This is a genomic window from Janibacter zhangyanbonis (assembly GCF_050507325.1).
In the GTDB taxonomy this organism is placed as follows: domain Bacteria; phylum Actinomycetota; class Actinomycetes; order Actinomycetales; family Dermatophilaceae; genus Janibacter.
Window position 1 is genome coordinate 1,865,197 of sequence record NZ_CP191481.1, and the last position, 20,977, is coordinate 1,886,173.

The 20,977-nt window shown below is 70.5% G+C and carries 17 protein-coding genes; 8 read left to right on the plus strand and 9 right to left on the minus strand.

The genetic code is table 11. From position 1 onward, the window contains the following. Window position 1: 1 nt before the first annotated feature. The 7 genes from ACQBJO_RS09135 to ACQBJO_RS09165 all read right to left on the minus strand — a co-directional run bounded on the left by ACQBJO_RS09135 (window position 2) and on the right by ACQBJO_RS09165 (window position 7,614). Window positions 2-1,207: a phosphoglycerate kinase gene (locus ACQBJO_RS09135; protein ID WP_421008352.1), complete on the minus strand. Its 1,206-nt coding sequence runs from the start codon at window positions 1,205-1,207 to the stop codon at window positions 2-4. Between the two features lie 45 nt (window positions 1,208-1,252). Further along, the gene (gap, locus tag ACQBJO_RS09140) at window positions 1,253-2,260 is read right to left on the minus strand and encodes a type I glyceraldehyde-3-phosphate dehydrogenase (protein ID WP_421008353.1); all 1,008 of its coding nucleotides are present in this window, start codon (window positions 2,258-2,260) and stop codon (window positions 1,253-1,255) included. Between the two features lie 108 nt (window positions 2,261-2,368). Next, a complete protein-coding gene (whiA, locus tag ACQBJO_RS09145; RefSeq protein ID WP_421008354.1) occupies window positions 2,369-3,349 on the minus strand; it encodes a DNA-binding protein WhiA in 981 nt (326 codons plus the stop codon). 45 nt (window positions 3,350-3,394) lie between these two features. After that, on the minus strand, window positions 3,395-4,345 hold the full coding sequence (locus tag ACQBJO_RS09150) for a gluconeogenesis factor YvcK family protein (RefSeq protein ID WP_255183506.1): 951 nt from the start codon (window positions 4,343-4,345) through the stop codon (window positions 3,395-3,397). A gap of 3 nt (window positions 4,346-4,348) precedes the next feature. Continuing rightward, window positions 4,349-5,266: an RNase adapter RapZ gene (gene rapZ / locus ACQBJO_RS09155; protein ID WP_255186344.1), complete on the minus strand. Its 918-nt coding sequence runs from the start codon at window positions 5,264-5,266 to the stop codon at window positions 4,349-4,351. Beyond that, window positions 5,266-7,209, minus strand: coding sequence for an excinuclease ABC subunit UvrC (gene uvrC, locus ACQBJO_RS09160; RefSeq protein WP_255183507.1), 1,944 nt, complete (start codon window positions 7,207-7,209; stop codon window positions 5,266-5,268). Before uvrC ends, rapZ begins: the two co-directional genes overlap by 1 nt. 9 nt (window positions 7,210-7,218) lie before the next feature. Then, a complete protein-coding gene (locus ACQBJO_RS09165; protein WP_421008355.1) occupies window positions 7,219-7,614 on the minus strand; it encodes a Rieske (2Fe-2S) protein in 396 nt (131 codons plus the stop codon). Between the two features lie 286 nt (window positions 7,615-7,900). Between ACQBJO_RS09165 and ACQBJO_RS09170 the strand changes: the two genes are divergently transcribed. The 5 genes from ACQBJO_RS09170 to ACQBJO_RS09190 all read left to right on the plus strand — a co-directional run bounded on the left by ACQBJO_RS09170 (window position 7,901) and on the right by ACQBJO_RS09190 (window position 13,469). After that, window positions 7,901-9,097: a branched-chain amino acid ABC transporter substrate-binding protein gene (locus ACQBJO_RS09170; protein ID WP_430407096.1), complete on the plus strand. Its 1,197-nt coding sequence runs from the start codon at window positions 7,901-7,903 to the stop codon at window positions 9,095-9,097. A gap of 157 nt (window positions 9,098-9,254) precedes the next feature. Then, entirely contained in the window at window positions 9,255-10,214 is a 960-nt protein-coding gene (locus ACQBJO_RS09175) for a branched-chain amino acid ABC transporter permease (RefSeq protein WP_255183510.1), read from the plus strand. Continuing rightward, entirely contained in the window at window positions 10,211-11,878 is a 1,668-nt protein-coding gene (locus tag ACQBJO_RS09180; protein WP_255183511.1) for a branched-chain amino acid ABC transporter permease, read from the plus strand. The genes ACQBJO_RS09175 and ACQBJO_RS09180 overlap by 4 nt, the downstream gene beginning before the upstream one ends. Next, window positions 11,875-12,759: an ABC transporter ATP-binding protein gene (locus tag ACQBJO_RS09185; RefSeq protein WP_255183512.1), complete on the plus strand. Its 885-nt coding sequence runs from the start codon at window positions 11,875-11,877 to the stop codon at window positions 12,757-12,759. Before ACQBJO_RS09180 ends, ACQBJO_RS09185 begins: the two co-directional genes overlap by 4 nt. 5 nt (window positions 12,760-12,764) lie before the next feature. After that, complete coding sequence (locus ACQBJO_RS09190) at window positions 12,765-13,469, plus strand: ABC transporter ATP-binding protein (protein WP_255186345.1); 705 nt, start codon at window positions 12,765-12,767, stop codon at window positions 13,467-13,469. A 282-nt stretch (window positions 13,470-13,751) separates the two neighbouring features. On the opposite strand, the gene uvrA is transcribed toward ACQBJO_RS09190, so the two are convergent. After that, window positions 13,752-16,838 carry an excinuclease ABC subunit UvrA gene (gene uvrA / locus ACQBJO_RS09195; protein WP_421008357.1) on the minus strand — a complete coding sequence of 1,029 codons (3,087 nt, stop codon included), beginning with the start codon at window positions 16,836-16,838 and terminating at the stop codon, window positions 13,752-13,754. A gap of 79 nt (window positions 16,839-16,917) precedes the next feature. Between uvrA and ACQBJO_RS09200 the strand changes: the two genes are divergently transcribed. Beyond that, on the plus strand, window positions 16,918-18,735 hold the full coding sequence (locus ACQBJO_RS09200; protein ID WP_255183514.1) for a glycoside hydrolase family 15 protein: 1,818 nt from the start codon (window positions 16,918-16,920) through the stop codon (window positions 18,733-18,735). Continuing rightward, window positions 18,732-19,409, plus strand: coding sequence for an MBL fold metallo-hydrolase (locus tag ACQBJO_RS09205; protein ID WP_421008358.1), 678 nt, complete (start codon window positions 18,732-18,734; stop codon window positions 19,407-19,409). The genes ACQBJO_RS09200 and ACQBJO_RS09205 overlap by 4 nt, the downstream gene beginning before the upstream one ends. Before the next feature lie 3 nt (window positions 19,410-19,412). On the opposite strand, the gene ACQBJO_RS09210 is transcribed toward ACQBJO_RS09205, so the two are convergent. After that, window positions 19,413-20,030, minus strand: coding sequence for a LysE family translocator (locus ACQBJO_RS09210; RefSeq protein WP_421008359.1), 618 nt, complete (start codon window positions 20,028-20,030; stop codon window positions 19,413-19,415). 23 nt (window positions 20,031-20,053) lie between these two features. Between ACQBJO_RS09210 and ACQBJO_RS09215 the strand changes: the two genes are divergently transcribed. Further along, complete coding sequence (locus tag ACQBJO_RS09215) at window positions 20,054-20,944, plus strand: EamA family transporter (protein ID WP_421008360.1); 891 nt, start codon at window positions 20,054-20,056, stop codon at window positions 20,942-20,944. The last annotated feature ends 33 nt before the right edge of the window (window positions 20,945-20,977 follow it).

The window sequence follows — 20,977 nt, forward strand, 5'->3', positions numbered from 1 at the left end:
GTCAGGCCTCCTCGCCGAAGACGGCCAGGCCCGGCAGGCGCTTGCCCTCGAGGTACTCGAGGCTCGCGCCGCCACCGGTGCTGATGTGACCGAACTGGTCGTCGGTGAAGCCGAGCTGGCGCACCGCGGCCGCGGAGTCGCCACCACCGACGACGGTGAGGGCGCCCCCCTTCGTCGCCTCGACGAGGGCCCGGGCCACGGCCTCGGTACCGGCCGCGTAGGGCGCCATCTCGAAGGCCCCCATGGGGCCGTTCCAGAAGACGGTGCGGCAGTCGGCGAGCTTGTCGGCGAAGAGCCGACCCGACTCGGGACCGATGTCCAGACCCATCCGGTCGGCCGGGATCGCATCCGCGGCGACGACCTCGTGCTCGGCGTCGGCGGAGAACTCGGTGGCCGCCACGACGTCGGTCGGCAGGACGATCTCGACCCCGTCACGCTCGGCCCGCTCGAGGTACTCGGTCACCGTCGCGAGCTGGTCGTCCTCGAGCAGGCTCTTGCCGACCTCGTGGCCCTGGGCCTTGAGGAAGGTGAAGACCATGCCGCCGCCGATGAGCAACCGGTCGGCGGTGCCGAGGAGGTTGTCGATGACGCCGAGCTTGTCGCTGACCTTCGCCCCACCGAGGACGACGGCGTAGGGACGCTCGGGGTCGCGCGTGAGGCGCTGCAGCACCTCGACCTCGGCCCCGACGAGACCGCCCATCGCGGCCGGCAGCCGGGTGGCGATGTCGTAGACGGAGGCCTGCGCCCGGTGCACGACGCCGAAGCCGTCCGAGACGTAGGCGTCAGCCAGCGAGGCGAGCTCGTCGGCAAAGGCACCCCGCTCCGCCTCGTCCTTGCTCGTCTCACCGGCGTTGAAGCGCAGGTTCTCGAGCAGGGCGACCTGACCGTCGGCCAGCCCGTCGACGACCGCGCGGGCCGACTCCCCCACGGTGTCCTGCGCGAAGGCCACGTCGGCCCCGAGCAGCTCGCCCAGCCGCGCGGCGACGGGGGCGAGCGAGTACTGCGGGTCCGGCGCGCCCTTGGGGCGACCCAGGTGGGCGCAGACGATGACCCGCGCCCCGGCCTGCGCGAGGGCGGAGATCGTCGGCAGGGAGGCGCGGATGCGGCCGTCGTCGGTGATCGTGGTCCCGTCGAGGGGGACGTTGAGGTCGGATCGGACGAGGACGCGCTTGCCGCGCAGGTCCCCGAGGTCAGCGGTGGTCTTCACGGTGGCCTTTCGGGCGATGCGGTGGTGGTGTCGGGTGGGATCGTCTCAGAGACGCGACCCGACGTGGACGGCGAGGTCGACGAGACGGTTGGAGTAGCCCCATTCGTTGTCGTACCAGCCGACGACCTTGACCTGGTTGCCGATGACCTTGGTCAGCAGCGAGTCGAAGGTGCAGCTGGCCGGGTCCGTCTCGATGTCCGTGGAGACGATCGGGTCCTCGGTGTAGACGAGCTTGCCCGCGAGCGGACCGGACTCGGCGGCCGCGCGGACGATGGCGTTGACCTCCTCGACGGTGGTCTCGCGGCTCGCGGTGAAGGTCAGGTCGGTCGCGGACCCGGTCGGCGTCGGGACGCGAAGGGCGTAGCCGTCCAGCTTGCCCTCGAGCTCGGGCAGCACGAGTGCGACGGCCTTGGCGGCTCCCGTGGACGTCGGCACGATGTTGAGTGCTGCGGCCCGGGCGCGGCGCAGGTCCTTGTGCGGGCCGTCCTGGAGGTTCTGGTCCGCGGTGTAGGCGTGGATCGTCGTCATCAGCCCGCTCTCGATGCCGAGACCGTCGTTGAGCACCTTGGCCATCGGCGCGAGGCAGTTGGTCGTACACGAGGCGTTGGAGATGATCGTGTGCTTCTCCGGGTCGTAGAGGCCGTCGTTGACCCCCATGACGATGGTGATGTCCTCGTGCTTGGCCGGCGCGGAGATGATGACCTTCTTGGCGCCGCCCTCGACGTGCGCCCGGGCGGCGTCGGCATCGGTGAAGAAGCCCGTCGACTCGACGACGACGTCGACGCCGAGGTCACCCCAGGGCAGGGCGGCCGGGTCGCGCTCCGCGAGCGAGGTGACCACGCGGCCGTCCACCTCGATGCCACCGTCGACGACGGAGACGTCACCGTCGTAGCGCCCGAGGATGGAGTCGTACCTGAGCAGGTGCGCCTGCGTGGCGTCGTCGCCCAGGTCGTTGAAGGCCACGACCTCCACGTCCGCCCCGGACGCCTTGACCGCACGGAAGAAGTTGCGGCCGATGCGGCCGAACCCGTTGATCCCTACACGAACTGTCACGGTGAATACCTCCACGTCGGTGGTGCCGGAAGCAGGTCGTCGGTGCGACCCCGGTCACGTCCACCCTAGGGCCTGCCCACGATGCCGTGGCAGGCGCCGCGCCCCCGGTCAGCCGTCGAGCATGTCGGAGGTCAGCGAGGCCTCCGTGCCCGGGATGCCCTCATCCTCGGCGCGCTTGTCGGCCATGGCGAGCAGCCGGCGGATCCGACCGGCCACGGCGTCCTTGGTCATCGGCGGGTCGGCCCGCTGGCCGAGCTCCTCCAGCGAGGCCCCGGTGTGCTCGAGCCGCAGCTGGCCGGCCTCGCGCAGGTGGTCGGGCACCTCGTCGCCGAGGATCTCCAGCGCCCGCTGGACGCGCGCCCCGGCGGCGACCGCCGCGCGCGCGGAGCGGCGCAGGTTGGCGTCGTCGAAGTTGGCCAGACGGTTGGCCGTCGCCCGGACCTCGCGCCGCATCCGGCGCTCCTCCCATGCCATGACGGCCTCGTGGGCGCCGAGCCGGGTGAGCATCGCCGAGATGGCGTCGCCGTCGCGGATGACGACGCGGTCGACCCCGCGCACCTCGCGCGCCTTGCTCGGGATGCCGAGACGACGGGCCGCCCCGACGAGCGCCAGCGCGGCCTCCGGCCCGGGGCAGGTGATCTCGAGCGAGGAGCTGCGGCCGGGCTCGGTGAGCGAGCCGTGCGCGAGGAAGGCACCGCGCCACGCCGCCTCGGCGTCGCAGACGGACCCACCGACGACGCGCGGCGGCAGACCGCGCACGGGGCGTCCCTCGGCGTCGACGAGACCGGTCTGGCGGGCCAGCGCGGGGCCGTGCTCGGCGATCGTCACGACGTAGCGGCTGCCCTTGCGCAGGCCGCCGGCGGCCAGGACCATCAGCTCTGAGGGGTAGCCGTAGAGCTCGGAGATGTCCTTGCGCAGGCGCCGGGCGGCGTTGGCGGTGTCGAGCTCGGCCTCGACGACGATCTTGCGGCTGACGATGTGCAGACCGCCCGCGAAGCGCAGCAGGCTGGCGACCTCGGCCTTGCGGCAGCAGGTCTTGGTCACCTCGAACCTGCTCAGCTCGTCCTTGACCTTGTCGGTCATCGCCATCGGTGGGTTCCTCTCGGTTGCTCGCTCGTGATCACGGGTGCGCGGTCACGAGAGGATGTCACGATAGGCCGCCGCAAGACGCAGCGCATCGTGCTGCCCCGGGTGCTCGAGGCGGGCCAGCGGGGCGACGACGAGCTCGGCGCCCAGGCTCGCGCAGGCTCGGGTGAGCCGGTCACGGTCGTCGATCGTCTGGGGGTCGGCGAGCACGGTGTCGACCGTGAGGTCGGGAGCCGTGTCGTGGAGGGTCTCGATGTGTCGCGTCGCCGAGAATCCTCGGGTCTCGGCCGTGTTCATCTCGAGGTTGAGGGTGAGCACCTTGCGCGCCCGCGCGTGGACGAGGGCCTCGCGCAGCTCGGGGACGAGCAGGTGGGTGAGCACCGAGGTGTACCAAGAGCCCGGCCCGAGGATGATGTGGTCGGCCGCGTCGACCGCGGCGACCGACTCCGGTCGCGCCGGTGGGTTGTCGGGCACGAGCGCGATGGACTCGACGAGCCCGGTGGTCCGGGCGACCGCCACCTGACCGCGGACGGTCTCGATGTGCGCGGGGTCGTGCGGGTCGAGCCCGCTGACCTCGGCGACGAGCTCGAGCGGCACGGCCGCCATCGGCAGCACCCGACCGCGTGCGCTCAGCAGCCGGCCGACGAGGTCGAGTCCGGTGACCGGGTCGTCGTGCAGCTGCCAGAGGGCGACGATGAGCAGGTTGCCCAGCGCGTGCCCCGAGAGGTCTCCCTCCCCGGTGAAGCGGTGCTGGAGCACGTCGCTCCACGTCTGGCCCCACTCGCTGTCGTCGCACAGTGCGGTGAGCGCCATCCGCAGGTCACCGGGCGGCAGGACGTCGTAGTCGCCCCGCAACCGCCCCGAGGAGCCGCCGTTGTCGGCGACGGTGACGATGGCGGTCACCTGCTCGCAGACGAGACGCAGGGCGGAGAGGCTGGCGGCGAGACCGTGGCCGCCGCCGAGCGCGACGACCCGGGCATGACGAAGGGAGTCGACCACGCCTCACTCCTGCCCGAGGTCGCGGTGGACGACGAAGGTCGCCACGTCTGGGCTGGAGAGCCGGGTCGCGAGCGCCTCGGCGACGGCCACGGAGCGGTGCTTGCCGCCCGTGCAGCCGACGGCGAGGGTGACGTAGCGTCGGTTCTCGCGCAGGTAGCCGGCGATGACCGGCTCGAGGAGCGTGTCGACGCCGTCGAGGAACTCGGCCGCGCCCGGCTGCGACAGGACGTACTCGGAGACCTGGGTCTCCCGGCCGGTGTGCGAGCGCAGCTCCGGCACCCAGTAGGGGTTGGGCAGGAAGCGCATGTCGAAGACGAAGTCGGCATCGAGGGGCACGCCGTACTTGAAGCCGAAGGACAGCACGGCCAGGCGCAGCCGCTGGGAGGTCTCCCCCTGGAAGAGCGGGCTGATCTTGCGGCTGAGCTGGTGGACGTTGAGCCCCGAGGTGTCGATGACCGTCTCGGCGCTGGCCCGCACGCCGGCGAGCACCTCGCGCTCGCGGACGATGGCGTCGAGCATCCGGCCCTGTCCCTGCAGGGGGTGGGGCCGGCGCACGCTCTCGAAGCGCCGCACGAGCGACTCGTTGGTCGCCTCGAGGAAGACGAGGTGCGTGCGCCACCCGCGCTCGGCAAGGGTCTCGAGAGACGCCGTCAGCGTGTCGAAGCCCTGGGCCCGCACGTCGAGGACGATGCCGACGCGCACCGGGCTGCCGTGGGTGGCGAGGTCCTGGGCCTGCTCGGCGGACAGCCGGAGCAGGTCCGGCAGCAGAGTCACCGGCAGGTTGTCGATGACGTACCAGCCGTGGTCCTCCATGACGTTGCCGACGGTCGAGCGGCCGGCGCCGCTCATGCCCGTGACGACGACGACCTCGGGCACCCCTCCCTCACCCGCGGGGGTGGGCAGGCGGTCCTGTGCATCCATCACGTCAGCTCTCCTTCGTCGAGGACCTCACCGGTGGTGAGGTTCACGGCGGGTGCGGTCGTCCTCTCGGCCAACTCTGCCGCAATTCGCTCGGCGAGCGAAGGTCCGATCCCCGGCACCTCGGTCAGCTCCTCGATGCTCGCGGCCCGCACCCTCTTCACCGACCCGAAGCGGGCGAGCAGCGCCTTGCGCCGCGCCTCCCCCAGCCCCGGGATCCCGTCGAGCGCGCTGCGGGTCATCGACTTGCTGCGCCGCTCGCGGTGGAAGGTGTTGGCGAAGCGGTGCGACTCGTCGCGCAGCCGCTGGAGCAGGTAGAGCGCCTCGCTGTTGCGGGCGAGGATCACCGGGTGGTCGTCACCGGGCACCCACACCTCCTCGAGGCGCTTGGCGAGGCCGACGATCGCGACGTCGTCGACGCCGAGCTCGTCGAGCACCTGCTGGGCGGCGGCCACCTGGGGCGCGCCGCCGTCGACGACGACGAGGTTGGGCGGGTAGGCGAAGCGCCGCGCCTCGCCCGTCTCCGGGTCGGTGGCGTCGCGCTCGCGGTCCTTGAGGTGGCGCTGGAAGCGCCGCGTGAGGACCTCGTGCATCGCGGCGGTGTCGTCGGTGCGTCCGTCGACGTCACCGCGGACGATGAAGCGCCGGTACTCCGGCTTGCGCACGAGTCCGTCCTCGAAGACGACCATCGAGCCGACGACGTCGCTGCCCTGCACGTGGCTGATGTCGTAGCCCTCGATGCGAAGGGGGGCGTCGTCCAGACCGAGGGCCTCCTGGAGCTCCTGCAGGGCCTGGCTGCGGGCGGTGAGGTCGCCGGCCCTGGCCACCTTGTGCCGGGCGAGGGACTGCTCGGCATTGCGGGCCACGGTCTCCATGAGGGCCCGCTTGTCGCCGCGCTGCGGCACCCGCAGGCTCACCGCGCTGCCGCGTCGCTCGCCGAGCCACGCCGAGACGCCGTCGGCATCCGGCGGGAGCACCGGGACGAGGACCTCGCGAGGCACGCCCTCGCCCCCTTCGCCGCCGTAGACCTGCTGGAGCAGGTGCTCGACGAGCTCGGGCAGGTCCTCCGCGTCCTTCTCCGCCACCCAGCCCCGCTGGCCGCGGATGCGGCCACCGCGAACGTGGAAGACCTGGATCGCGACCTCGAGCTCGTCGTCGGCGAGCGCGAAGACGTCCGCGTCGGTTCCGTCGGGCAGGACGACGGCGGACTTCTCGAGGGCCTTGGTCAGTGCCGCGACGTCGTCGCGCAGGCGGGCGGCCTGCTCGAAGTCGAGGTCCGCGGCCGCGGCCTTCATCTGCCGCTCGAGGCGGCGCACGAAGCGGGCGGTGTCACCGGCGAGGAAGTCGCACAGCTCCTGGGCCAGGGCCCGGTGCTCGTCGGCGCTCACCCGGCCGACGCAGGGCGCGGAGCACTTGTCGATGTAGCCGAGCAGGCAGGGCCGACCGGACTGCTCGGCCCGCTTGAAGACACCCTTGCTGCACGTGCGTACGGGGAAGACGCGCAGCAGCAGGTCGAGGGTCTCGCGGATGGCCCACGCGTGCGTGTAGGGGCCGAAGTATCGCGTGCCCCGGCGCTTGGCACCTCGCAGGACCTGGGCGCGGGGGTAGTCCTCGCCCATCGTCACCGCGAGGTAGGGATAGGACTTGTCGTCGCGGTACTTGACGTTGAAGCGCGGGTCGAACTCCTTGATCCACGCGTACTCGAGCTGCAGGGCCTCGACCTCGGTGGACACGACGGTCCACTCGACGCTCGCACCGGTGCGCACCATCCGCGAGGTGCGTGGGTGCAGCGCCGAGATGTCCTGGAAGTACGAGGACAGCCGCGAGCGCAGCGACTTCGCCTTGCCGACGTAGATGACCCGGCCGTGCTCGTCCCGGAATCGGTAGACGCCCGGGTCGGTCGGGATCGACCCCGGTGCGGGACGGTAGGTCGACGGGTCTGCCACCCCTCGACCCTACGAGACGGTGACCTCGTCGCCGTCGACGGTCGCCTTCATCGGGGTGAGCCCCTCCGTGGCCGGCCCCTGCAGCACCGAACCGTCGGTGATGTCGAACTGGCTGCCGTGGCACGGGCAGATGATCGCCTCGGTCGTCACCTTCGAGACGGCGCAGCCCTGGTGCGGGCAGGTGCCGTCGAAGGCCTTGAACTCCCCCGCGCTCGGCTGGGTGACGACGACGCGGTCGCGGGCGAGGCCACCGCCCTCCGGCACGTCGGCGACGGGGAAGCTCGTGCCGGCGGCGCTCCCCCCTTCGCCCCCGCTCGAGGGTGTGGAGTCGTCACCGCAGGCAGCGACGACGGCGGCGGACCCGCCGACCGCGGCGATGGACAGGGCGGTGCGTCGGGTCGTCATCGGAGGCCTTCCGTCGAAGGGGGTCGAAGGTCCCATCATGCTCGCACGCCAGCGCCCGGCGCGATGCCTGCGTGCGGGATGCATGACCTGCGGGTAACCCTCCTCGCCGACCACTTGGTAACGAGCAGGACACGGCTGCCCCCAATGTGGGTCAGAACACAGTCAGACCGGACTACTGTCCCTCCACAGCCCGCGACACCCAGGTCGCCGGCCGCGGCCCCAGGGCCACACTTCTTCACCAGGAGGACACGTGATCAGGCGTTCCGTCATCTCAACGGGGGCGACCATGCTCGTCGCCACCATGGCCCTGTCCGCATGCGGGACCCGCGGCGGTGACAGCGGCGGCTCCGGAGACGGCGACGGCGGGGGCGACAAGAAGGTCGTGAAGATCGGCGTCATCTCGCCGCTCTCGGGCGACCTGTCCGCTCTCGGCCTCGGCATCCAGCACTCGGTCGAGCTCGCGGCCGAGCAGGCCAACGAGTCCGGCGATCTCGGCGACTGGGAGATCGAGGTCGTACCCGAGGACGACGAGGGCAAGCCCGAGGTCGGCAAGAACGCCGCCTCCAAGCTCGCCTCCGACCCGGAGGTCGTCGGTGTCGTCGGCACCCTGAACTCCTCGGTGGCCGGCCCGGTCCAGCCGATCCTCGACAAGGCGAAGATCACCATGGTCTCGCCGGCCAACACCAACCCGACCCTCACCCGCGGCGCGAAGCCGGACGACTCCCCCGAGCGCGTCTACGCGAGCTACTTCCGCGTCTGCACCACCGACACCGTCCAGGGCCCCTTCGCCGCGCGCTACCTCTACGAGAAGGCCGGCATCAAGGAGCTCGCGACGGTCCACGACAAGAAGACCTACGGTCAGGGTCTCGTCGACGCCTTCAGCGAGGAGTACAAGAAGCTCGGCGGCAAGATCGTCGCCGCCGAGACGATCAACCCCGACGAGGACAAGTACGACGCCGTCGTCTCCTCGCTCAAGGCCAAGAACCCGAAGGCGGTCTACTACGGCGGCGAGTACCCCCAGGCCGCCCCGCTGAGCCAGCAGCTCAAGGCCGGTGGCCTCAAGGTGCCGCTCATGGGTGGTGACGGCATCTTCTCGCCGGAGTTCATCAAGCTCGCGGGCAAGGGCTCCGACGGCGACCTGGCCACCTCCGTGGGTGCGCCGACCGAGAGCCTCGACGCCGGCAAGAAGTTCCTCGACGACTACGAGAAGGCCGGCTACTCCGACCCCGCCGAGGCCTACGGCGCCTACGCCTACGACGCCGGCCAGTCGATCATCGAGGCGCTCAAGGTCTCGCTCAAGGACGCCGACACCGTCGAGGACGCCCGCCAGGCGACCATCGACGCGATGAAGGACGTCTCCTTCGACGGCGTGACCGGCAAGGTGGCCTTCGACGAGTACGGCGACAACACGACGCGCGTCCTCACCGCCTACGAGGTCAAGGGTGGCAAGTGGACCGACGTCAACACCGAGGAGTTCAAGTGATCGACCCGGTCATGACCTTCTCGGTCTGACCACGGGAGGGGGCGGGGTGCCGCGCGCACCCCGCCTCACCCCTGCCCAGCTCCCCTTCGTCATCTGTCGACCACCCCCTCGACACACGTGGTGGCCGCACGACCTGTGGTCACGCCCAGGAGGACACGTGGAACAAGTCGCCCAGCAGATCGTCAACGGTCTGACCATCGGGTCCCTGTATGCCCTGATCGCCGTCGGGTACACCGTCGTCTACGGCATCATCCAGCTCATCAACTTCGCGCACGGCGAGATCTTCATGATCGGCGCCTTCGGTGCGCTGTCCACGTCCCTGATCCTCTTCCCGGGTCAGACGGCACTGTGGACGCTCCCCCTCATCCTGGCCGGCGCCATCGCGGCGTCGGTCATCGTCGCCGTCGTCATGGAGCGGGTCGCCTACCGCCCCCTGCGCAGTGCCCCGCGCCTGGCCCCGCTCATCACGGCCATCGGCATCTCGGTCTTCCTCCAGGAGCTCGTGCGCGTCGGCTACAACGACCCGACGCTCTTCGTCTCCGACGTCAACCCCTTCGGCTTCCCCTCGGCGAAGCAGAAGGTCGTCTTCCCGCAGGTGGACGGCATCTCGGGTGAGGCCTTCGAGCTCGGCGGCGTGACGCTGCAGCGCCCGGCGCTCTTCACGATCGCCTGCCTGGCGATCTGCGCCGTCGGCCTGTGGTTCTACATCAACCGCACCCGCACCGGGCGCGCGATGCAGGCTGTCTCGCAGGACCCCGACACCGCCCGGCTCATGGGCATCAACGTCGACCGGATGATCGTCACGGCCTTCGCCGTCGGTGCCGCGCTCGCCGCGATCGCCGGTGTCGCCTACGGCCTGCAGACGACGAACATCAACTTCAAGATGGGCTTCATCTACGGACTCAAGGCCTTCACCGCCGCCGTCCTCGGCGGCATCGGCAACATCCAGGGCGCGGTCGTCGGTGGCCTCGTCCTCGGTGTCCTCGAAGCCATCGCCATCCAGTACCTCCCCGGCGGCTCGCCGTGGAAGGACATCTGGGCCTTCTCCATCCTCATCCTCGTCCTCGTCTTCCGACCGCAGGGCATCATGGGCGCAAAGGTGGTGGACCGCGCATGACCACGCTGTCCCGCAATCCCCGTCTCGGCGGCATCCTCGCCGTCGTCGGCTCCGTCCTGCTCCTGCTCTCCGGCCTGCTGTCGTGGAGCTACGAGCCCATCCTCGGCGACATCTCGGTCCGCTTCTGGCCGGTCACGCTGCAGGTCTACGCGATGGTCATCGGTGCGGTCGCGCTCCTCCTGGCGCTGGTCGCCAGCGGACCGCTCGGCCGCTGGGCCGAGCACATCGACCCGGCCCGCGGGCTGCGCACCATCGGCGTGACGGGCGTGCTCTTCGCGCTCGCCTCGCTCATCGCGGTGACACTCGAGGCTGGCGGCCTGATCAACGCCAACGAAGGTGTCTGGATCGCCCTCGTGGGAGCCGTGCTCGTCACGGTCGGCGGCTACCTGCGCCCGGAGACCAAGGTGCTCGACCCGAGCACCATCGCCCTGCCGGCATGGGTCGAGATCATCACGATCGCGCTCCTGCTCGGGGTGGCGCTCTTCACGGCGCAGTACGCGCTCAAGCAGGAGGAGCCCTGGGTCCTCGTGCTGCTCGTCGGCATGCTCATCGGCGTCACGCTGACGATCACCCGATCCAACCTGGCCGCCTGGCTCGGCGGGGTGACGACGCGCCACCGTCGGGTCTTCACCTTGGCGACCTTCGTCGTGGCGCTGGCCTTCCCCTTCACGCAGGGCGGCTCGGAGGCCAACCTGACGATCGCCGGCAACGTGCTGATCTTCGCGGCGACCGCCCTCGGCCTCAACATCGTCGTCGGTCTCGCCGGTCTCCTCGACCTCGGCTACATCGCCTTCCTCGGAGCCGGCGCGTACGTCGGTGCCTCGATGTCCATGTCGGCCTTCGCCACGATCGGCTGGAAGCCCCCCTTCCTCGTCGTCATGGTCATCGGTGGGGTCGTCTCGAGCATCCTCGGCCTGATCATCGGCTCGCCGACGCTGCGCGTCTCCGGTGACTACCTGGCCATCGTGACGCTCGCCTTCGGCGAGATCTTCCGACTGGCGATGTTCAACCTCGACGGCACGTCCGGCCCCAACATCACGCGGGGGTCCAACGGCATCAACGCGATCCCGGACCTGAACCTCTTCGGGTTCAACTTCGGGGAGACGCACACCCTCCTGGGCATCGAGATCCCGCGAGCGGGCAACTACTACTTCGTGCTCATCGCGCTCATCGTCTTCGTCATCGTGGTCTTCACCCACCTCAACAACTCGCGCATCGGTCGCGGCTGGGTCGCCATCCGCGAGGACGAGCGGGCTGCCGAGGCCATGGGTGTCAACGTCTTCGGCCTCAAGCTGCTCGCCTTCGCCGGCGGCGCCTCGCTGGCCGGCATGGCCGGCACGGTCAAGGCACACATGGACCAGGCCGTCTCCCCCGACAGCTACATCTTCCTCGAGTCGGCCTTCCTCCTCGCGGCGGTCGTGCTCGGCGGCATGGGCACGGTCGGCGGCGTCCTCATCGGTGCGGCACTGCTGAAGTTCCTGCCGGAGAAGCTGCGCTTCCTCGACGACTACCGCCTGCTGATGTTCGGCCTCGTGCTCGTCGTCATGATGCGCGTGCGTCCCGAGGGTCTGGTCGCGAGCAAGCGTCGTCAGCTGGAATTCCACGACGACGACGAGGACCTGGCCGAGACAGTGGCCATCGACGAGCTGGAGGCAGCAAAGTGAGCACCGCGACCGTCACCCCCAGCACCCCGGGGTCGAAGGGGGCGCCGACCACCATCCTCGACGCCCGCAACGTCACCATGCGCTTCGGTGGTCTCGTGGCCGTCAACGACGTGTCGATGGAGGTGCGTGAGGGCGAGATCGTCGGCCTCATCGGCCCCAACGGCGCCGGCAAGACGACCTTCTTCAACTGCCTCACCGGCATGTACAAGCCCACCGAGGGCCGGGTCTCGCTCTTCGACACCGAGATCCCGCCAAAGCCCCGGGCGGTGGTGCGGGCCGGCATGGCCCGCACCTTCCAGAACATCCGGCTCTTCGGCAACATGACCGCGCTCGAGAACGTCATGGTCGGCCGCTTCTGCCGCACCTCCTCCGGTGCCTTCACCTCGATCATCCGGGGACCGAAGTTCCGCCGTGAGGAGCAGGAGACGACCGAGAAGGCGCACGAGCTGCTCAAGTACGTCGGGCTGGGGCAGAGCGCGCACCTGCTGGCGCGCAACATGCCCTATGGCGACCAGCGACGCCTGGAGATCGCGCGAGCCCTCGCGACGGACCCCAAGGTGCTGCTGCTCGACGAGCCGACGGCCGGCATGAACCCGCGCGAGACCGAGCAGGCCATGGAGCTGATCTTCAAGATCCGCGACTCCGGCCTCGCGGTCGTCGTCATCGAGCACGACATGCGGTTCATCTTCAACCTCTGCGACCGCGTCCTCTGCCTCGTGCGGGGCGAGGTCCTCGTCCAGGGCACACCCGGTGAGGTGCAGTCCGACCCGCGGGTCATCGAGGCCTACATCGGTGGCGCGGAGGACGAGGACGAAGAGGTCGCCCCGCTCGAGGTCGAGACGGCCTTCAGCGCGGCCGAGGACGAGAAGGAGGACCGATGAGCGCCATGCTCGAGGTCAAGGACCTGGAGGTCTCCTACGGCAAGATCATCGCCGTCAAGGGCATCTCCTTCAGTGTCGACGAGGGTGAGGTCGTCACGCTCATCGGCACCAACGGCGCCGGCAAGACGACCACCCTGCGCACCATCTCGGGCCTGCTGCGCCCCAGTGGTGGTGAGATCCGCTTCCGCGGGGAGCGCATCGACGGCACCGCGGCACACCAGATCGTCGGGATGGGCCTGGCCCACTCCCCCGAGGGTCGGCGGATCTTCCCGCGGATGACCGTCGAGGAGAACCTGCTGCTCGGCGCCTTCGGGCGACGTGACAAGGAGGTCCCGAAGGACCTGCAGGCGGCCTACGAGCTCTTCCCGATCCTCGGGGAGCGCAGCAAGCAGCCGGCGGGCACCTTCTCGGGTGGTGAGCAGCAGATGCTCGCCATGGGCCGGGCGATGCTCTCCCGGCCGAAGCTGCTCATGCTCGACGAGCCCTCGATGGGTCTGTCGCCGATCATGATGAAGCGGATCATGGCCACGGTGAAGACGCTGCAGTCGCAGGGCACGACGATCCTGCTCGTCGAGCAGAATGCCCGTGCCGCGCTCAAGCTCGCCTCGAAGGGCTATGTCCTCGAGGTCGGCAAGATCGTCACCGAGGGCACCGGTCAGGAGCTGCTCACCTCCGACGAGGTGCGCAAGGCGTATCTCGGCGAGGACTAACTCGTCCCACCCCCTTTCTCGCCGCTCCGTGGTCAGGGCGGCGAGGAGGGGGTCGGCGCCCGCCGAAGTCCCTTCGTTTCCCTACGGCCGCGGGTTGACGTCCCGGACTTCGGCTTGATGTGCGCCGACCCCCTCCTCACCTTCTCGCGTTGGCTCAGCAGCCCCGGGCCTCGCCTTCCCTGCTCAGCCGGCCAGCCCTCCTGGCGCGGCGGGCCGTGGTGCGTCAGAACTCCGCAGGACCCTGGGGTCCTGCGGAGTTCTGGCGCGGGGAGGGGGCCTGACTCAGCCGGCCTTCTTCGCGCGGCGGGCGGCTGCGGTCGCCTTGCTGGAGACCGTCGCCTTCGTGGCGGCGGTCTTCTTCGACGCCGTCTTCTTGGTCGCTGCGGTCTTCTTCGCTGCGCTCTTCTTCTTGGCCGTGGCCCTCTTCGCAGGGGCGGGCGCGTCCTCGCGGACGAGCTCGCCGACCACGGCCTGCGTGGCGCTCTTGGCGAGGATCGGAGCGAGGAACTGGCCGGTGAAGGACTCGGGTACGGCGGCCACCTGCTCCGGGGTGCCGGTCGCGACGACGGTGCCGCCGCCGGACCCCCCTTCGGGTCCCATGTCGACGAGCCAGTCGGCGCACTTGATGACGTCGAGGTTGTGCTCGATGACCAGGACGGTGTTGCCCTTGTCGACCAGGCCCTGCAGGACGAGGAGCAGCTTGCGGATGTCCTCGAAGTGCAGGCCCGTCGTCGGCTCGTCGAGCACGTAGATCGTGCGGCCGTTCGAGCGCTTCTGCAGCTCGGCCGCGAGCTTGACGCGCTGCGCCTCGCCGCCGGAGAGCGTCGTCGCCGGCTGGCCGAGCCGCACGTAGCCCAGGCCGACGGCGTTGAGCGTCTTCATGTGCCGGGCGATCGCCGGGACCGCCGCGAAGAAGTCCTCGGCCTCCTCGATCGGCATGTCGAGCACCTCGGCGATGTTCTTGCCCTTGAAGTGCACCTCGAGGGTCTCGCGGTTGTAGCGGGCGCCGTGGCAGACCTCGCACGGGACGTAGACGTCCGGGAGGAAGTTCATCTCGATCTTCAGGGTGCCGTCGCCGGAGCAGGCGTCGCAGCGACCGCCCTTGACGTTGAAGGAGAAGCGACCGGGCTGGTAGCCGCGGACCTTCGCCTCGCTCGTCGCGGCGAAGAGCTTGCGGATGTGGTCGAAGACGCCCGTGTAGGTCGCGGGGTTGGACCGCGGCGTGCGCCCGATCGGGCTCTGGTCGACGTGGACGACCTTGTCGAGGTTGTCCAGACCGGTCACCGTCTTGTGCCGGCCGGGGACCCGACGCGCGCCGTTGAGCTTGTTGGCCATCACGTTGTAGAGGATGTCGTTGACGAGGGTCGACTTGCCGGACCCGGACACCCCGGTGACGGCGACGAAGTTGCCGAGCGGGAAGGTGACGTCGACGCCCGAGAGGTTGTGCTCCCGGGCACCGCGCACGGTCACCTCGCGGCCCGGCTCCTGCGGGCGACGCACCTGCGGCACCGGGATCTCGAGCTCTCCGCTCAGGTAGCGCCCGGTCACCGATCGCTCGCTCGTCAGCAGCTCGGCGAGCGGGCCCGAGTGGACGACGTGCCCGCCGTGCTCACCGGCGCCCGGGCCGATGTCGACGACCCAGTCGGAGGCGGCGATCGTGTCCTCGTCGTGCTCGACGACGATGAGGGTGTTGCCCAGGTCGCGCAGGCGGGTGAGCGTCTCGATCAGGCGGTGGTTGTCCCGCTGGTGCAGCCCGATGCTCGGCTCGTCGAGGACGTAGAGGACGCCGACGAGACCGGACCCGATCTGGGTCGCGAGACGGATGCGCTGGGCCTCACCGCCGGAGAGGGTCCCGGCCGCCCGCGAGAGCGAGAGGTACTCCAGCCCCACGTCGAGGAGGAAGCCCAGTCGGGCGTTGATCTCCTTGATCACCTGCTCGGCGATCGCCCGCTCCCGCTCGGTGAAGTCGACGGTGTCGAGGAAACCGGCCGCCTCCCCGATCGACAGGGCCGAGACGTCGGCGATGCTGCGTCCGCCGACGAGGACGGCGAGGGACTCGGGCTTGAGGCGGGTGCCGCGGCAGGTCGGGCACGGGATCTCCCGCATGTAGCCCTCGTACTTCTCCCGGCTCCAGTCCGACTCGGTCTCCGTGTGCCGACGCTTGATGAAGGGGATGACCCCCTCGAAGCCCGTGCTGTAGGAGCGCTCGCGGCCGAAGCGGTTGCGGTAGCGCACGTGCACCTTGTGGTTGTTGCCCTCGAGCAGGGCCGTGCGGGCCCGGCTCGGCAGCGCCCGCCACGGGGTCTCCATGTCGAAGCCCAGGTCGTCGCCGAGCGCGGCCATCGTCCGCTGGAAGTACTGCGCCGACTGCGTCCCCTGCGCCCACGGGGCGATCGCCCCCTCGGCGAGCGTCAGGTCCTCGTCGGGGACGATGAGCTCGGGGTCGACCTCGAGCTCGGTGCCCAGGCCGGTGCAGGCCGGGCAGGCGCCGAAGGGCGAGTTGAAGGAGAAGGACCGCGGCTCGATCTCGTCGATGTTGAGCGCGTGGTCGTTGGGGCAGGCCATGTTCTCGGAGAAGCGACGCTCGCGCTGCGGGTCGTCCTCGTCGCGGTCGACGAACTCGACGACGAGCACACCACCGGCCAGACCCAGTGCCGTCTCGACCGAGTCGGTGAGGCGCTGCTTCGCCGCGCGGTCTCCCTCCCCCTTCGCCACGAGCCGGTCGACGACGACGTCGATCGTGTGCTTGACCTGCTTCTCGAGGGTCGGCGGCTCGGCGAGCGAGATGACCTCGCCGTCGACGCGGGCGCGGCTGTAGCCCTTGGTCCGCAGCTCGGCGAAGAGGTCGACGAACTCACCCTTGCGCGAGCGCACGACCGGCGCCAGGACCTGGAAGCGGGTGCGCTCGGGCAGCTCGAGGAGCCGGTCGACGATCTGCTGCGGGCTCTGCCGGGTGATCGGCTCGCCGCAGACCGGGCAGTGCGGCCGCCCGACGCGCGCGAAGAGGAGCCGCAGGTAGTCGTGGACCTCGGTGATCGTGCCGACCGTCGAGCGGGGATTGCGGTTCGTCGACTTCTGGTCGATCGAAACCGCGGGCGACAGGCCCTCGATGAAGTCGACGTCCGGCTTGTCCATCTGGCCGAGGAACTGGCGCGCGTAGGCCGAGAGCGACTCGACGTAGCGGCGCTGCCCCTCGGCGAAGATCGTGTCGAAGGCCAGCGACGACTTGCCCGAGCCCGACAGGCCGGTGAAGACCACGAGCGAGTCTCGGGGGATGTCGACGTGGATGTCCTTGAGGTTGTGCTCACGGGCCCCCTGGACGACGATCCGGTCGTGCAGGCGGGAGCCGGCGGCCTTGGCAACAGTCACGCCCTCCACCTTAAGTGGCGCCACCGACAACGCCGTCAGGCCTCCGGGCGGTGGGGCCGCCGACCACTAGCCTGTCGGGATGAGCACCCCGATCGAGGACTACGCCGCCATCGGTGACACCGAGACCGCAGCCCTGGTGTCGAAGGGGGGTTCCGTCGACTGGCTCTGCCTGCCGCGCTTCGACTCCTCGTCGTGCTTCACCGCGCTGCTCGGTACCCCCGAGCACGGCCGGTGGCTCATCGGCCCGGTCGCCGAGGCGACGACGACCCGCGCCTACCGCGGCGACTCCTTCATCCTCGAGACCATCCACCGGACCGCCACGGGGGCGGTCAAGGTGACCGACCTCATGCCGCTCGGGGACGGTCGCGCCGACCTCGTGCGGGTCGTCGAGGGGCTCGAGGGCGAGGTCGAGATGGAGCACGAGTGGGTGGTGCGCCTCGGCTACGGCCGCATCCGCCCCTGGGTCGCGCACTCCCCCGGCCACGAGCTCGACGACGAGGTCATCACGGCCATCGCCGGCAACGACATGCTCGTGCTGCGCGGCTCCCGCCTGCCGCGGCCCGACGGCGACCACCACCGCGACCGCTGGACCGTGCGTGCCGGCGAGCACTACAACTTCTCGACGACGTGGTTCGCCTCCTACAAGGCGATCCCGCCGCCGCTCGACATCAGCTCGCGCATCGAGGCCACCCACGAGCGCTCCTCGCAGTGGGCCGCCCGGTGCACCTACGAGGGCCCCTACCGGTCCGAGGTCGTCCGGTCGCTGCTCACCCTTCGCCTCCTGACCGACACCCGACGTGGCGGCATCGTCGCGGCCGCGACCACCTCCCTGCCCGAGGACTTCGGCGGGGTGCGCAACTGGGACTACCGCTACTGCTGGCTGCGCGATGCCTCGCTCACGCTCGAGGCACTGCTCAAGTCGGGTTACGTCGGCACGACGAAGCTGTGGCGCGACTGGCTGGTGCGCGCCATCGCCGGCGACCCCGAGGACATGCAGATCATGTACGCCGTCGACGGCGGCCGCGAGCTGCCCGAGCGCGAGCTCGACCACCTGCCCGGCTACGCCGACAGCCGCCCCGTGCGCATCGGCAACGGCGCCGTCGACCAGAAGCAGACCGACGTCCTCGGCGAGGTGATGATCGCCCTCGAGGACGCCCGGGCCCAGGGCCTGCAGGAGTCACCGCAGTCGTGGGCCGTGCAGCGCTCGCTCGTCAACAACCTCGCCGAGCACTGGGACCAGGCCGACAACGGCCTGTGGGAGATCCGTGGTCCGCTGCGCCACTTCACCCACTCCCGGGTCATGGTCTGGGCCGCCCTCGACCGCGCCATCCGGGCGGTGGAGGTCCACGGCTACGAGGGCGAGGTCGAGCTCTGGCGCGACCTGCGTGAGCGGGTTCGCGCCGACGTCCTCGAGCGCGGCTGGAACGACGCCAAGCAGACCTTCACCCAGCACTACGACACCGACGAGGTCGACGCCTCGCTCCTGCTCATCCCCATGGTGGGCTTCCTCCCGCCCGACGACCCGCGGGTCCTCGGCACCGTCGCCGCGGTCGAGCACGACCTCATGCGCGACGGGTTCCTCCTGCGCTACCGCACGGAGAGCGGTGTCGACGGGCTCGCCGGCGACGAGCACCCCTTCCTCGCCTGCTCGTGGTGGCTCGTCAGCGCCTATGCCCTCACCGGACAGCTCGACAAGGGCCACGCGCTGATGCAGCGCCTGTGCGGCCTGCTCAACGACGTGGGCCTCGTCGCCGAGGAGTACGACGTCGAGGGCGACCGCCAAGCCGGCAACTTCCCGCAGGCTTTCAGCCACCTGACCCTCATCGGCGCTGCCTATGCCCTGCGCGACGCCGAGGCCGCCGCGGCCGCCACCCCCGACGAAGGAGACCCCGCATGAGCACCCCCACCGACGCGTACGACCCGGACGTCCAGCCGGGCGGCCCGTGGTCGACCCGCGAGCTGGCCCACCTGACGATCCGCAAGATGGCCGTCTCGCAGATGCACAACAACGTCTACCTCCTCACCTGCCGCACCACCGGCGAGCAGCTGCTCGTCGACGCCGCGGACGAAGGGGAGCGCATCCGTGAGCTCGTCGCCGCCGGTGGGTCGGGCCTCGCCCAGCTGGTGACGACGCACCAGCACTGGGACCACGTGCGTGCCCTCAAGGAGACCGCTCAGACCTTCTCCCCCACGACCCAGGCGGGCGAGGACGACGCCGACGCCCTGCCGCTCGCGCCCGACGTGCGACTGCAGCACGGCGACACCGTGCGCTTCGGCGAGATCACCCTCGACGTCGTCCACCTGCGCGGGCACACCCCGGGCTCGGTGGCGCTGGCCTACGACGACCCGCAGGGGCACACGCACCTCTTCACCGGGGACAGCCTCTTCCCCGGCGGTGTGGGCAACACCAAGATGGAGGGGCAGAGTTTCGACGCGCTCTTCGCCGACGTCACCCAGCGGGTCTTCGACGTCTACGACGACGACACCTGGGTCTACCCCGGCCACGGCTCCGACACCACCCTCGGCGCCGAGCGCCCGCACCTCGACGAGTGGCGCGAGCGCGGCTGGTGACGGTCAGTGGGTCGTGGCGACCTTGGCGCTGAAGCCGATCATCGCCGCGCCCATGCCCCCTTCGATCCGTCGACGCACGCGCGGGGCGGACACGAAGGACCGGGCCCGGTCGGCGAGCAGCACGACCGTCGACAGGTAGAGCGACCCGAGGGCCACGAGGCTCAGGGCGTAGAGGGCAAGGACGGGCAGACCCGCGCCGTCGCCGACGAACTGCGGCAGCACCGCGAGGTTGAAGGCCAGCACCTTGGGGTTGGTGATGTTGCACAGGAAGCCCTGGGCGAAGAGCCGACCCCGACCGCGCGACTCCGGCTCCCGGGCGGCCTCCGCCGAGAAGTCACCCCGCCAGGCCGTCCACAGCGCGTGGCCCCCAAGCCACAGCAAATAGGCCGCACCCACCCACTTGACCGTGAGGAAGAGCGGCTCGCTGGCGACGATGATCGCGCCCAGCCCGCCGGCTGCGAGCAGGCCCTGCACGGCGCCTGCGCAGCTGACTCCGGCCATGGTCAACAGCCCGGCCCCGCGCCCGCGCGCGAGGGCGGCACGCAGGGTGAGTGCGGTGTCCGGACCCGGGGCGATCGTGATGACCAGGACCAGGGCGAGGAAGGACAGATAGGTCGCCATGGGGCGAAGACTAGGGTGACGCCGTGAGTCGTGTCGATGCCGTCCCAGCCCCGCTCCTCGTGCTCGCCGGGGTCGTGTCGGTCCAGTTCGGCGGAGCCCTCGCCGCCACCCTCGTCCCACAGATCGGCGCCGCCGGATCCGTCGTCCTGCGACTGCTCCTCGCGACCGCGCTGCTGCTCGTCATCGCGCGGCCCCGCTGGCGCGGTCACAGCCGTCGCGACTGGGTGACCGTCATCTGCTTCGGCGTGGCGCTGGGCCTGATGAACTTCGCCTTCTACGCCTCCCTCGGGCACCTGCCGATCGGCGTGGCCGTGACGATCGAGTTCATCGGCCCCCTCGCCCTCGCCGCCGTGCTCTCGCGCCGCCCCCGAGATCTGCTGGCCGTCGCCGCGGCCGCGATCGGGGTGCTGCTCATCTCGCAGGCCCTGAGTCTGCCCCTCGACGAGCTCGAGGGCACCGGCATCGTGCTCGCCCTGGCCGCCGGCGCCTGCTGGGCCGGCTACATCGTCTTCTCCGGGCGGACCGGTGCGGCCTTCCCCCAGCTCGAGGGCCTGGCACTGGCCATGGTCGTCGCGACGGTGCTCGTCCTCCCCTTCGGCATCTGGGACGTGAGCGTCCACGGCACCGGGGCCTGGGACGGCACCGTCCTGCTCAAGGGCCTGGGCATCGCCGTGCTCAGCTCGGTGCTGCCCTACTCGCTCGAGCTCGTCGCCCTGCGGCGCCTGGCACCGGCGGTCTTCGGCATCCTGCTCAGCCTCGAGCCAGCGGTCGCCGCCCTCGCCGGGCTCCTCGTCCTGGGCCAGCGCCTGTCGCCCGTCCAGCTCGGCGGGATGGCCCTCGTCGTTCTCGCGAGCGTCCTCGTCCTCGGGCTGGGTGCGCGCCGCACCGGTCCCTCCCCCGAGATCCCGGTCTGACAACACGACGAAGGGGGGTGGTCACCGTGCGGT

Bases quoted from the DNA above. Each gene is read 5' to 3' on its own strand.
- ACQBJO_RS09165 (WP_421008355.1), bottom strand. From the start codon at position 7,614: ATGACGACCCGACGCACCGCCCTGTCCATCGCCGCGGTCGGCGGGTCC.
- ACQBJO_RS09190 (WP_255186345.1), top strand. From the start codon at position 12,765: ATGCTCGAGGTCAAGGACCTGGAGGTCTCCTACGGCAAGATCATCGCC.
- rapZ (WP_255186344.1), bottom strand. From the start codon at position 5,266: ATGGATGCACAGGACCGCCTGCCCACCCCCGCGGGTGAGGGAGGGGTG.
- ACQBJO_RS09210 (WP_421008359.1), bottom strand. From the start codon at position 20,030: ATGGCGACCTATCTGTCCTTCCTCGCCCTGGTCCTGGTCATCACGATC.
- whiA (WP_421008354.1), bottom strand. From the start codon at position 3,349: ATGGCGATGACCGACAAGGTCAAGGACGAGCTGAGCAGGTTCGAGGTG.
- ACQBJO_RS09170 (WP_430407096.1), top strand. From the start codon at position 7,901: ATGCTCGTCGCCACCATGGCCCTGTCCGCATGCGGGACCCGCGGCGGT.
- ACQBJO_RS09205 (WP_421008358.1), top strand. From the start codon at position 18,732: ATGAGCACCCCCACCGACGCGTACGACCCGGACGTCCAGCCGGGCGGC.
- ACQBJO_RS09200 (WP_255183514.1), top strand. From the start codon at position 16,918: ATGAGCACCCCGATCGAGGACTACGCCGCCATCGGTGACACCGAGACC.
- ACQBJO_RS09180 (WP_255183511.1), top strand. From the start codon at position 10,211: ATGACCACGCTGTCCCGCAATCCCCGTCTCGGCGGCATCCTCGCCGTC.